The 12,502-nt window shown below is 46.4% G+C and carries 14 protein-coding genes; 2 read left to right on the top strand and 12 right to left on the bottom strand.

All coding sequences use genetic code 11. The features are described 5' to 3' along the window. Positions 1 to 80: 80 nt before the first annotated feature. Genes trpS through rpe form a run of 3 tightly spaced genes read right to left on the bottom strand, consistent with a single transcriptional unit; the run spans position 81 to position 2,477 of the window. Positions 81 to 1,079, bottom strand: coding sequence for a tryptophan--tRNA ligase (gene trpS / locus ACUZ8J_RS01615; RefSeq protein ID WP_011624823.1), 999 nt, complete (start codon positions 1,077 to 1,079; stop codon positions 81 to 83). 37 nt (positions 1,080 to 1,116) lie between these two features. Further along, a complete protein-coding gene (locus tag ACUZ8J_RS01610; protein WP_446692873.1) occupies positions 1,117 to 1,800 on the bottom strand; it encodes a phosphoglycolate phosphatase in 684 nt (227 codons plus the stop codon). Then, a complete protein-coding gene (gene rpe, locus ACUZ8J_RS01605; protein WP_446692872.1) occupies positions 1,800 to 2,477 on the bottom strand; it encodes a ribulose-phosphate 3-epimerase in 678 nt (225 codons plus the stop codon). The genes ACUZ8J_RS01610 and rpe overlap by 1 nt, the downstream gene beginning before the upstream one ends. 262 nt (positions 2,478 to 2,739) lie before the next feature. Here rpe and ACUZ8J_RS01600 point away from each other — a divergent pair, with 262 nt between their 5' ends. Continuing rightward, positions 2,740 to 3,105 carry a hypothetical protein gene (locus ACUZ8J_RS01600; RefSeq protein ID WP_249556415.1) on the top strand — a complete coding sequence of 122 codons (366 nt, stop codon included), beginning with the start codon at positions 2,740 to 2,742 and terminating at the stop codon, positions 3,103 to 3,105. After that, positions 3,105 to 3,290, top strand: coding sequence for a DUF2970 domain-containing protein (locus ACUZ8J_RS01595; RefSeq protein ID WP_446692871.1), 186 nt, complete (start codon positions 3,105 to 3,107; stop codon positions 3,288 to 3,290). The genes ACUZ8J_RS01600 and ACUZ8J_RS01595 overlap by 1 nt, the downstream gene beginning before the upstream one ends. A gap of 24 nt (positions 3,291 to 3,314) precedes the next feature. On the opposite strand, the gene ACUZ8J_RS01590 is transcribed toward ACUZ8J_RS01595, so the two are convergent. The 9 genes from ACUZ8J_RS01590 to ACUZ8J_RS01550 form a co-directional block, all read right to left on the bottom strand. After that, entirely contained in the window at positions 3,315 to 4,154 is an 840-nt protein-coding gene (locus ACUZ8J_RS01590; RefSeq protein ID WP_446692870.1) for a Dam family site-specific DNA-(adenine-N6)-methyltransferase, read from the bottom strand. 48 nt (positions 4,155 to 4,202) lie between these two features. Continuing rightward, the gene (locus tag ACUZ8J_RS01585) at positions 4,203 to 5,609 is read right to left on the bottom strand and encodes an AAA family ATPase (protein ID WP_446692869.1); all 1,407 of its coding nucleotides are present in this window, start codon (positions 5,607 to 5,609) and stop codon (positions 4,203 to 4,205) included. Between the two features lie 18 nt (positions 5,610 to 5,627). Continuing rightward, positions 5,628 to 6,707, bottom strand: a complete 1,080-nt coding sequence (aroB, locus tag ACUZ8J_RS01580; protein WP_446692868.1) for a 3-dehydroquinate synthase — start codon at positions 6,705 to 6,707, stop codon at positions 5,628 to 5,630. A 5-nt stretch (positions 6,708 to 6,712) separates the two neighbouring features. Then, positions 6,713 to 7,228: a shikimate kinase AroK gene (aroK, locus tag ACUZ8J_RS01575; RefSeq protein WP_011718623.1), complete on the bottom strand. Its 516-nt coding sequence runs from the start codon at positions 7,226 to 7,228 to the stop codon at positions 6,713 to 6,715. A gap of 219 nt (positions 7,229 to 7,447) precedes the next feature. After that, entirely contained in the window at positions 7,448 to 9,502 is a 2,055-nt protein-coding gene (locus ACUZ8J_RS01570) for a type IV pilus secretin PilQ (RefSeq protein WP_446692867.1), read from the bottom strand. Positions 9,503 to 9,523: 21 nt separating this feature from the next. Further along, positions 9,524 to 10,039 carry a pilus assembly protein PilP gene (locus ACUZ8J_RS01565; RefSeq protein WP_011718625.1) on the bottom strand — a complete coding sequence of 172 codons (516 nt, stop codon included), beginning with the start codon at positions 10,037 to 10,039 and terminating at the stop codon, positions 9,524 to 9,526. After that, the gene (locus tag ACUZ8J_RS01560) at positions 10,039 to 10,677 is read right to left on the bottom strand and encodes a type 4a pilus biogenesis protein PilO (RefSeq protein ID WP_446692866.1); all 639 of its coding nucleotides are present in this window, start codon (positions 10,675 to 10,677) and stop codon (positions 10,039 to 10,041) included. The genes ACUZ8J_RS01565 and ACUZ8J_RS01560 overlap by 1 nt, the downstream gene beginning before the upstream one ends. After that, positions 10,674 to 11,258 (bottom strand): PilN domain-containing protein, encoded by a 585-nt coding sequence (locus ACUZ8J_RS01555; RefSeq protein ID WP_086904089.1) that lies wholly within the window; start codon positions 11,256 to 11,258, stop codon positions 10,674 to 10,676. Before ACUZ8J_RS01555 ends, ACUZ8J_RS01560 begins: the two co-directional genes overlap by 4 nt. Further along, entirely contained in the window at positions 11,246 to 12,325 is a 1,080-nt protein-coding gene (locus tag ACUZ8J_RS01550) for a pilus assembly protein PilM (protein ID WP_086904088.1), read from the bottom strand. The genes ACUZ8J_RS01555 and ACUZ8J_RS01550 overlap by 13 nt, the downstream gene beginning before the upstream one ends. Positions 12,326 to 12,502: the final 177 nt, after the last annotated feature.

Raw genomic sequence — 12,502 nt, 5'->3', positions numbered from 1 at the left:
ATGAATAACAGACACAAAAAAGCCGACCTAAGAATTGGTCGGCTTAATAACGTGTTGTGTAATGGACTTTTTAGGGCAAATTACACCAACAAACCAATCTTCTCGTACACCTTTTTAAGCGTCACTTCGGCGCGAGCCTGGGCATTTTCAGCGCCAGCTTTCATCACTTGGTCGAGGTAAGCACGGTCGGCACGCAGCGCACGATAACGCTCTTGCAGCGGCTCTAACATGCCCACGACGGCTTCACCCGCGGCACCTTTTAAGTGACCATACATCTTGCCTTCAAATTCAGCTTCGAGGCTGGCAATGCTTTGACCCGTGATACCCGACATTAAACTCAACAGGTTAGATACGCCTGGCTTGTTTTCCATATCGAAACGCACGACTGGCGGCTCGTCACTGTCGGTCATGGCTTTTTTCAACTTTTTCATGACCGCTTTGGGATCTTCAAGCAGGCCAATCACGTTGTTACGGTTGTCGTCCGACTTAGACATCTTCTTCAGCGGATCCTGCAGCGACATCACCTTAGCGCCATGCTCAGGAATAAAAGGCTCAGGAATGGTAAACGTCTCGCCGTAAGCGTTGTTAAAGCGAGTCGCGATATCACGTGTTAACTCAAGATGTTGTTTCTGATCTTGGCCAACGGGGATTTCATTTGCTTGATAGAGCAGAATATCCGCCGCCATCAGTACAGGATAACCAAACAGACCGACGTTAATATTGTTGGCGTGCTTTTGTGACTTATCCTTAAACTGCGTCATACGGCTCAATTCACCCATTTGGGTATAGCAATTTAACGCCCAACCCAGTTGGGTATGCTGTGGCACTTGGGATTGGATAAACACTGTGCTCTTCTTTGGATCGACACCACAGGCTAAATACAGTGCAAGCGTATCTAAACAGGCTTCACGCAATGCTTGAGGGTCTTGGCGCACGGTAATGGCATGCAAGTCCACCACACAATATAGGCAGTCGTGGCTATCTTGCATGGCAACCCATTGACGCAATGCACCCATGTAGTTACCTATGGTTAATTCGCCGGACGGCTGTGCACCGCTGAGTACTATGGGTTTGGTCATTACGTCATTGCTCCAAATAAAAATAAAAAAGATTCGATTAAACTGGCTGAGCGAGATTTAGCCAGCGCAGGATCTCGACAAACTGCTCACATACAGCGTCAGGGCCAGTGAGCCCAATATCTTCACCGTAGTTGTAGCCATAGGTCAAGCCGATTGATGCAACACCCGCCGCTTTCGCCGCTAAAATGTCATTTTTAGAATCGCCCACCATCAACAACTCACTTTTATCGAGTTGCCATTCGGCTAATAGATGCTCGAGCGGTAATGGATCGGGCTTCATCTTCGCCAGCGAATCGCCGCCAAGTACTAAGCTAAAGAAGTCATTAATCTTAAAGGCTTCAAGCAAAGGCAAGGTAAAGCGATAAGGTTTATTGGTCACCACCGCCAGCTTAAATCCCGCATCAAATAGGATTTGCAGCACTTGATGCACATCGGCATAGAGTGCACTGTGCTTCTCAAGGTTTTCTTGATAGTGATGCATAAAGATGGGCATAGCCGCATCCAATGCCGTTTGCTCAACGTCTGTGCCTAAAGCGTGGCTCATGGCGCGGCGCATCAGCATCTCGGCCCCATTGCCCACCCAAGTTCTCACCTGCGCCTCGCTACACGTTGCTAAACCTAATTCGGCGAGTACCGCCTGGGTCGCGACCGCAAGATCGGGCACACTGTCAATCAGTGTGCCGTCGAGATCAAAAGCAATCGCTTTAATCTGTTCCCGCATTATTTGACCTCAACTTTCGCTAACTCGGCGCGCATCTCATCGACGACGGCTTTATAGTCTGGCTTACCGAAAATGGCAGAGCCGGCGACAAACATATCGGCGCCTGCGGCGGCGATTTCGGCAATGTTATCCACTTTAACGCCACCATCGACCTCTAAGCGAATATCGAAACCGCTGGCATCGATACGCTCACGCACTTGGCGTAATTTATCTAAAGTCGAAGGAATAAAGGATTGGCCGCCAAAACCTGGATTGACCGACATCAGCAGAATCACATCTAACTTATCCATGACATGGTCAAGATAGTGCAGCGGTGTTGCCGGGTTAAACACTAAACCCGCTTTACAGCCCAATTCTTTAATCAGTTGCAGAGTGCGGTCGATATGCTCAGAGGCCTCGGGATGGAAAGTAATAATAGACGCACCCGCCTTGGCAAAATCAGGCACGATACGATCAACAGGCTTAACCATTAAATGCACATCGATATCGGCCGTGATGCCATAGTCACGTAACGCTTTGCACACCATAGGGCCAATGGTTAAGTTGGGCACATAGTGGTTATCCATCACATCAAAATGCACTACGTCAGCCCCTGCATCTAACACGGCTTTAACGTCATCCCCTAAACGGGCGAAATCGGCGGATAAAATCGATGGAGCAATTAAAAATGGGCGCATAGGACACTCGCTGCTATTGAACAAAAAGTGCCTTATTTTACCCTTAGCTAGGTCATGCCTCTATAGCAAATGCCACATTTATCGCGATTGAAACCCAATAGAGGCGCAATTGGCGCACTCATAACGTACGGTAAACTCAAGGAGATGCTGAAGCGTTAGAAAGATTTTAGTGAAGATTGATAAATTATTGTTCATAAACTAAGCGAGTTTGTTATACTCGGGTCGCTATCGTGGATCATTTAGTGGTTGCAAAGGAAGTATCATGAAGGGGCGGTTAACACAGTTTTCACACATTTTAGGCTCGGTGACCTTTAAGTCATCAATGATGTTGGCATTTACCGCAGTGGTAGTCGCCTCCTTAGCCTTTGGCGTGGAAAAACTCACCGCGAGTAACGATACCTCTGCCTGCGCTTGCAGCAGCGATACCCGCTACAACAACAGCTTACCTAGCAGCCATCCAAATAATCGCTGTGCCGAACAGACGCAAACCTTAAGCTGGAAGACTTGGCTCACTGGTAAAAATCGCTCTAGCCAGTTCCATTTTGTTGACTTGCTTGAACTACTCCATGGTCATCAAGACAAACCTATCGATGACCTGAAGCCCGCTAATTCACAACAGTCCTATTGATGCTCAGCCGGATCTGGCAAGTCTTTCACAGTACAATAGCCGCCTTCTTTGGGGTGCAGTCAGATAGAAATCGTCAAAAAGACTTCCATACCAACTCACCATTACCCTATATCTTGATGGGGATAGTATTAGCGATTGCCTTAGTCGCCAGCCTGATTCTGCTTGTTAGCCAAGTCGTTGGTTAAACCACTCGATACTACAACCCAGTATCAATCATCCTGCGGATCATAATTCTCGTCGTACAACGCAATCAGCTCGTCGACTTTGTTGCGACCACTGCCATTTTGGCTAATGTTGCGCTGCACTTGGATCTTGGCAAGGTGGGCACCGCGATACAACTCACGTGTCAGTGGAATATCATGGTTACTGATCACGACAGGAATGCGTTGCTCTAACGCCATATGCCGCGAATAACGCGCTAGCAGCGCCTGATCATCCAAGCTAAAACCGGCACCGACATAGGTGGTAAAACTTGCAGTGATCGAGAGTGGCGCATAAGGCGGATCGCAATAGATCACATCGCCTGTACGGATTTGCTCGAAGGCTTTTTCATAGCCGATGCACTTAAACTCGGCGCGCTGAGCTTTCTTTGAAAAGGCTAGAATTTCCTTCTCAGGGAAATACGGTTTCTTGTAGGAGCCAAAGGGCACATTAAAGCCCCCTTTGCGGTTATAACGGCATAGACCATTAAAACCATGGCGATTCAAGTACAAAAAATAAACCGAGCGCAAAAAAGGATCGCAGGATTTATTAAAGTCTGTACGCACGCGGTAGTAGGCATCCTTTTGATTCATCTCATCGACGAATAGCTTCTTGGCCGCCTCAATGTATTCGGCAGGCCTTTCTTTCACTATGTTGTAGAGATTAATCAGATCTTGATTGATGTCGCAGAGTAAATAGCTGGGGTAGTCAGTATTTAAAAAGACTGAACCTGCGCCGACAAAGGGCTCAACTAATCGCTCACCTGTCGGTAAGTAGTTCGCGAGCTCATCCACCAATTTAAATTTTCCGCCGGCCCATTTCAGGAAGGCTCTATGTTTTTTGATCATTTAACTTGATGAATGCCGACAAAAATAAAGGCCATGATTGTACTCTGTTTATTCTGAGATTTCACCGCTTGAGCGCGTTTCTTGTAGTTGATAACCGCCGAGTTCTGCCCATTTTTTTATCAGGGGTTGGCTAAGATGATACTCTTTGACCAATTCTGCGGCCGCCTGCTGTGCCGATTGACTGTCGTTAAACTGCCCTACTAATACCACCCAAAACTGTTTGTATTTGGCGACTCGCACCTCTGGCACATTATGCAGTTTCTTAAGGAGCGACTGTACAGTTTCACGTTGTGAAACGGTCGCAATTTGGATCGCATAGCCCGTTTTCGGCCGCACCGATACAGGCTCAGGAGTTGCATTCACCACCTGAGTAGCGGAGTCATCTTTCGCGTGCTCTGTAGGAGCTGGCGCAGGCTCTGCCTCATCAACCTCGGTGACGGTTCTGTCGCCCTTACTTGTCGCTTCATCGACTGGTGGCGCTATGCCAGTCTCTCCTTCCACTTGAGGCTCTTCCCCATGGAACTTAGCCAATGGGTCCGCTTGTTCCACCGCTTCCGCTAATAATGCCTGCGCTAACGACTCGGATCGCTGCCTAAAATACGGCGCTAGTATCTGTTTGCCATGGGCAAGAAACTCCGCGGAATCCACAGCAGGATAAGTCACGACCTCGGGAATTGGCTCACTGGAAAAGGGTTTAGCCAGACCAAGCCAAATTACTATGGCAATCAACACACTGGCGAGCCCAATTAGCGCGACTTTGTATTGTGTCCATACTGATTTTTTCTCACCCTGACCATGTAGAGCCAGCTCCAGCAAGGACACCACCTCCTGAGGAGTGCCCGTTTGCTTCTCGAGCTGAGCACGCACTATATCCCTTGGCGTAAACGGATTTTGGTCACTATATCGCAGCAAGGTTTGATACAGCGCCTCGCGCTCCGGCAGGCTTAAGGGATCAATGCTGACTGGCAGAATTTGTCGTCTTAACGACTCTGGCAGCTGAGGGAGTAAGTCGGCTAGAAATGCAGGCGGTACAGCTAACGTCACGGCGATACGCTGACCCGCGCATTGCACTTGATTGAGTATGATGCACTCGGCCCACAATTCTTTAGAGAGTAAATGAGCATCATCGATAATGATGTGCAGCGGCTTACTTTGTTTCGGCGCGACGCGCAGTATGGTTTCAGCGAGGGAGATTTCATCATCAAAAATCGGAGATGACACCAATTGCACTAAAATCTTGCGACGAATTTCAGCATTGTCGGCGTGCATAGGACAAATGACTAACGCTGCATTCGACTCATCAAAATCTGTGGCTAACGCAGTCAGCAGTGTCGTCTTACCCGAACCGTGCGCACCCACTAGCACCAGTAGCTGGTCGCTATAACTGGCCACATGATGTAATCTTTCTACGAGGGCTTCCTGTGAAGGAAGCAAGACTTGCCCCTGAAACGTCACTCATCCACCACACAAGGTTTATGCGCAGCAGATAACCTGTTCTAGGGTAGATTCCGGAACTTGGCTAAAGACATCAGCTCGACCAATAGCCGTCGGGAGTACCAGCCGGATCTGACCACCTAAGACTTTCTTATCGCGACGCATATGTTTAATAAAACTGTCGAAATCCATCGATTCCGGCGCTGTTACTGGCAGATCGAAAGCGTGGAACAATTGCACAATACGACGAACAATTGGCTCATCAATCAATCCCATGGACTTAGCCGTTTGTGCAGCAAGGACTGTGCCAGCCGCAACCGCTTCACCATGCAGCCAATTACCATAGCCCATCTCGGCTTCGATCGCATGACCAAAAGTATGCCCAAGGTTTAATAGCGCGCGGACGCCCTGCTCGGTCTCATCCTGGCTCACGACATCGGCTTTAATCTCACAGCAGCGAGAAATCGCATAGACCAAAGCTTGAGTATCTAGGCTTTTCAATGCTTCAACATTGTTCTCAAGCCATTGAAAAAACTCACCATCCCACATGATGCCATACTTAATGACTTCTGCCATCCCCGCAGCGAATTCTCGCGCGGGCAAGGTCTGTAAGCATTCAGTATCTATAATAACGATCTGTGGCTGATAAAAAGCCCCGATCATATTTTTGCCAAGCGGATGATTAACGGCGGTTTTTCCGCCAACGGAGGAATCTACTTGTGATAATAGCGTGGTCGGAATTTGAATAAAATCGACACCACGTTGGTAACAGGCTGCGGCAAAACCCGTCATGTCACCAATAACTCCACCACCGAGAGCCACCAGCACTGAATCACGGCCATAATTGCGTTGCAGCAAAGCCGTAAAAATGGAATCTAAATGCGTTAAATCTTTGAATTGTTCGCCATCGGGAAGGATGACGCTGGTTACCTCACCAAACGAAGCCATCGTGTCTTGGATCTGCTTAAGATACAAGGGCGCGACAGTTTCATTGGTGACGATAAGGATACGTTTTTTCAGCAGGTAGCGAGACAAGGTCTCGCCATCACTCATCAAACTCTGGCCAATATAAATGGGATAACTACGTTCACCTAAATCAACCTGAATTTGTTTTGTCATTCTGCCTAGAAACCTAATTGCTCAATGATTTGATTCGCAACAACCTTTGCACTTTGATCGTCGGTCTTAACGATCACATCAGCAATTTCTTCGTACAGAGGGTTACGGATTTCTGCGAGGTTTTCTAATACTTCTCGCGGATCATCTACTTGCAGTAATGGGCGACGCTTGTCTCTTTGAGTGCGCGCAACCTGTTTGTCGATAGTGGTTTCGAGATACACCACGATACCGCGAGCAGATAAATGATTACGGATATCTTTGCTCTGAACTGAACCACCGCCAGTGGCAAGGACAATACCTTGTTTTTCAGACAGATCAGCAATAACCTGAGCTTCGCGACGGCGGAAACCTTCTTCGCCTTCAACGTCAAACACCCAAGCAATATCGGCGCCTGTGCGTTGCTCAATCTCTTGATCTGAATCGTGGAATTCTAAATGCAGCATTTGCGCCAGATGGCGACCAATTGTGCTTTTACCTGCGCCCATTGGGCCTACCAGAAAAATATTACGTTTTTCAGCCATTTCTTGTACGTCTGAATCTTAATGAAAAGTATGCCTATGTCGACTCATGAACAAGCCGACCTACTGTATGTTACCTTGCTCTAATGAGACTTGACCGAGGATTATCTCAGTTTCATGTCTAGTCTGGCAAGTGATGCACGCTATTTATGATAAGAATTGTATTTCAGACACAATAAAGCCAGCAAGGTATGCTGGCTTTATTCGACTCGTAACAAACGATTAGAGTTTCTCGTTCACAATTTTAGGCGTCACGAAAATCAACAGTTCTTGGCGTTCATTCTTGTCGGTACTGTTACGGAATAAGAAACCAACTAAAGGAATGTCACCCAAGATAGGCACCTTGCTCACGCGGCTGATTAAATTCTGCTGATAAATACCACCGAGCACAATGGTCTCACCATTATCCACTAACACTTGCGTACCAATACGTTGAGTATCAATAGCAACTGCCGGACCTGTGGGAGTATCTACCGTTTTACCCTGAGAGTCTTGAGTGATTTCAAGATCCAGAATCACGCGGTTATCAGGAGTAATTTGTGGTGTCACTCTTAATGACAATACCGCCTTCTTAAAGGTCACCGACGTCGCACCGCTGGAAGTGGATTGCACATAAGGGATTTCCACACCCTGCTCGATATACGCCGCTTTTTGGTTAGAGGTGGTAATGCGAGGGCTCGCGATAATCTCACCTTTGTTTTCCTGCTCAAGCGCACTCAGCTCTAAATCTAAGATGGTGCCATCGGCAAGCTTTGCCACATGAAAAGCGATGCTGGTTGGGTTTGTCACCGCCGCAGGTAAATTCACATTCAGACGATTATCCAGCGTTGGCACAGTACCATTGGCAATGCTGCCTGCGCCTTCAAGGGTTCCTGACGTCCCTTTGCTACCCTGCTGATCAGTCACGCCCCAACGGATACCTAAATCTTCAGACACGTCGTCTTTTACCGTTACCATGCGAGATTCAATCAACACTTGGCGGATAGGAATATCGAGCACTTCGACCAAACGATGGATATTCTCGATGATTTCAGCGGTATCTTTCACTAACACTGTGTTGGTACGCTCATCGACGGCCACTGAACCACGTGGCGACAATAAACTAGAATCTGCCCCTTTGAGTAACTCGGCAATATCAGTCGCCTTGGCATAGTTGATTTGCAGATACTCTGAGTAGAGTGGCGCAAGCTCTTTTACTTCCTGCTTATTCTTGAGGTTTTGGCTTTCGCGAATCGCCAGTTCTTCACTTGGCGCCACCATCAGAATATTACCTTCGATACGCTTGTCGAGTCCTTTGGTTTGCAGAATCAAATCCAATGCTTGGTCCCAAGGCACGTCATCGAGTCTTAAGGTGATATCTCCCTCAACCGTGTCACTGGTAACTAAGTTGAAGTTGTTATAGTCGGCAATAATCTGCAACACAGTACGGACTGAAATATTCTGGAAATTTAACGAAAGGGTTTTACCGTTATATTTCTTGACCTCTTTGGTCGCCGCAGCGCGCTCTACTTTGTTAATTGAGAGCCTAAAGAGATTATCTTCCTGTTTGTAATTGAACTCATAGTTACCCGAGACATCGACTAAAATCCGAGTCGTTAAATCGTCCTTAAAGGTTTCAAAATGCTTTACCGGTGTGGAGAAATCCTGCACGTCCATCACATATAACAAGTCGCTGTTGATATCTGTGTTGTAAAGCTGAACCTCAAGCTTGGCACCAATTTGTTCAACATTCGCGGCAACCGAGCGATTATTCAAATAGACTAATAAATCACCACCGCCATTTGCATTGCGACGAAAATCGATATTTTTAACGCTATTAACGAACGGATTATTGCCAACTTGTGATCCCGCAACTTCATCGTTAATGGTTAAACGATAAGAATTACCAACGACACTACCTTGATATGACTTAACCTTAGATAAACCCAACGTCACCATTAAATGGGTATCTTGCTGCGCCGTCACTATGTCCTTCACACCGACTTGATTAATCGGCAGGCGGTCCTTAGACAGGCCAGAAATACTGTCATCGAAGGTTAATACCAACTGTGCAGGAGACGCATTAGAGTCAATTGTGGGTGCGCTAATTGCCTCCTCAAATACTAACTCGACTTCTAATTGATGATCGACAAGAGCATGGTATTTGACATCCATCAACCTATTTGCCGCAAAACTCGATGGCAAAAATCCAAATACTAATGCGATCCCAATAACAGACTTGGCTAAGCCTGAAGATAAAAACGATAACGGGATTTTTATCGCGGCAGAAGATTTCATTATTCCCTCATCCTTCGCTTGTTATTTTCCAGAAAGTTCGATGTTGTTTGTCCGTTCAGACCAACAACCAGAACCATCCGGAATTAATTCTACAACTTCCACATTTTGAGAAGTCACTTTCGCTATATGTCCATTAAACAATCCAAGATACTCACCTACGCCCATCCGATATACACTGCCATCATTGGTCTCAATAAGCGCCCAAATCGAATTTCCTTCGCTTAAGGTGCCGCGCATTTTTAGATTGTCTAAAGCATAGGTTTCTAAACGGCCTTTACGACGTTTTAAATCCGGCTGTAAGCAGTTTTTGCTGGTATCAACCACTTCTTCCGTTAACTCTCGAGAAGGTGGGACAAAGGGGCTACGCATTAATTCGGCTTGATACGCAAAATGCTCAAACTTAGGCGGCTCTTTTAAGGGTGGAATATGCGCCACATGCTGTGCCTTGGTAGTAGTAACAAATAGCTCTAAATCACTACGATCGCCAACACAACCCATTAAAAAAAGACTTAATGCTAACAGAGGTAAGAGTTTCATTATTTCTTCCCCTTGTTTTTGGCATTATTTTTGGCAGGCTTTTCGGGTGGTAATTCAGCCCCCTCTTTAAAGCGATAGGTTTTCGCCAGAATATCCATGGCCAGATTACCGCTCTCGTCGCGCTTAATCGTAAAGTCGTGCAAGCTGACGATACGAGGCAGTTTAGCCACGCCGCTGACCATATTGCCGATTTGATGATAATCACCTGTGACCGACATTTTTATCGGGAACTCAATATAGAAATCCCGTTGAATTTCAGGTTCCCAATTTAAGCTATTAATCCGTAATCCGGCGTCAGTGGCCACAAAGGTTAAGTCATCGAGCAGCCCTGGCATTTCATTTTCAGAGGGCAGCATTTTGAGTAGCTCGGCAAATTGCTCCTCCATCACAGCTAACTGTTCACGGTATAATTTAAGGTTGGCGGCAAGCTGATATTTAGTCTTAAAATCCTCTCTCAGCTGCTCTTCCTTTGTTTGCTCCGCGTTATACACATCGATAGCATCCGAAACCACGAGAAAATAACCCGCAGCGAACACGCAAAGCGCCAATAGCACAGCGAAAAATACTTTGACTTGATTTGGCCAACCGCCGATGTTCTCAAAATCGATATCATTAAACTGACTTAGATCGAGCTTCATTTACTCGCTCCTTTTGCCGTTTTAATAGGCTCATCAGCCATGGCGCCTTTAATGCTCACTCTTAAGCTAAAGCGTTGTAATTGTCTTAGCTCATCATCTTGAGACACGATAGATTGCATATTGGGATCAGTTAACCATTCGGATGCCTTCACCTTACGCATCATGTTGGCCACGTTGTTGTTCGATTCACTGCGGCCTTCAATCAGTAATAAACTGCCTTTTTTCTCTAGACTAGATAGATATATTCCGGGCGGCACGATACGCACCAGCTCATCTAATACGTGTGTCGGCAAATTACGGGATTGCTGAAGGTTCAAAATGATCTCGGTACGACGCTCAATATCTTTCTTACGCTCGGTGATCTTTTTAATCTCGGCGATTTGCGCATCGAGTTGTTGAATTTCGGACTGTAAATAAGCATTACGTCCGCGCTGTTCATCGGTCATCATGTCGAGTAAAGACAAGGCAACATAGACTAAAACTGCCGAGCCTAAAAATACCGCCGCTAATATTCCAATATAATCGCGCTTCTGCTTTTCTCTTGCTTCTTCACGCCAAGGAAGCAGGTTTATGTTCGCCATTGACCGTAGCTCCTCAGCGCTAAGCCACAAGCAACCATATATTTGCTAATGCTAGGTTGCAGTATATTTTTAACGGATTCATCCGCGTGCAGACACCCTTGGAAAGGATCGGCAATAATCGTGTGGACGCCTAACTCATTCGTTAATAAGTTAGCCATGCCTTCCAGTTTAGATGTTCCACCGCATAATACGAGATAATCGACTTTATCTTTGCCACTCGACGTACAATAAATTTGCAGCGTTCGTTTAATTTGTTGCAGTAATTGCGTTTGGAAGGGAGATAGCACTTCGAACATATAATTACGTGGCAAATCACCTTCAATTTTGGCCTTCTCTGCTTGTTCGTAGGACATGCCATAAAAAGACAGAATCGACTGAGTAAATAACTCACCGCCAAAGGCTTGCTCACGAATAAAAGTCGTTTCGCCCGACTCCACCACACTGAAGGTCGTCATGTTGGCGCCAATATCGACCATGGCCACCGCCTTCTGTCGAGCGCCTTCGGGTAACTGTCCTAGCACCAACTCAACGGCTCTGCCCAGAGCATAACCCTCCACATCAACAACTTTGGTTTCGAGCTCGACTTCATCGAGCGCATCGACTCTGGCATCAATATTGTCAGTGCGGCACGCGCTAAGCAGCACATCAACCTTAGAAGGATCGGTGCTGTTGACATTTAAGGTTTCAAAATCAATGCTAACTTCATCGAGGGAGTATGGGATCAGGTTATCGGCTTCAATCTCAATTTGCGCTTCCATTTCCTCCTCGCTCAGCGAGGCATCCATGTAGATAACCTTAGTCATCACCGCAGAACCTGAGACCGCAACCGCTGCATATTTAACCGACTTTGGCAAAATACGCTTAATCTGTTTGAGACATTCAACAACGGCATCGGCATCACGAATATCATGATCGTTAATAGCCCCCTTTTTTACGGGAACCGCTGCATGACTTAGTATTTTATATCCATCAGCAGTCTTACTCAGCAGAATAGCCTTTACTTCATGGGAACCAATATCAATCCCGACCATTTGCGGAGCCTGACGCTTCCATAAATTTGAAAGCATAGTCCGTTGTCACTTTATTATTTGTATTCAGTAGTAAAAGAGATTAGCACAAAATCAACCCGTTATACGTATTTGTATAGAATGTTTCAAGATTTTACAAACGCTATTTTAGGGACGTCACGTTTTTGCTTCACCCAAACGTGCGCGCCTTATATACTGTCGCACTTAACTGAACAT

This window comes from Shewanella sp. Koi 1, from assembly GCF_052907445.1.
This window is presented reverse-complemented; position numbering and strand designations above follow the sequence as displayed.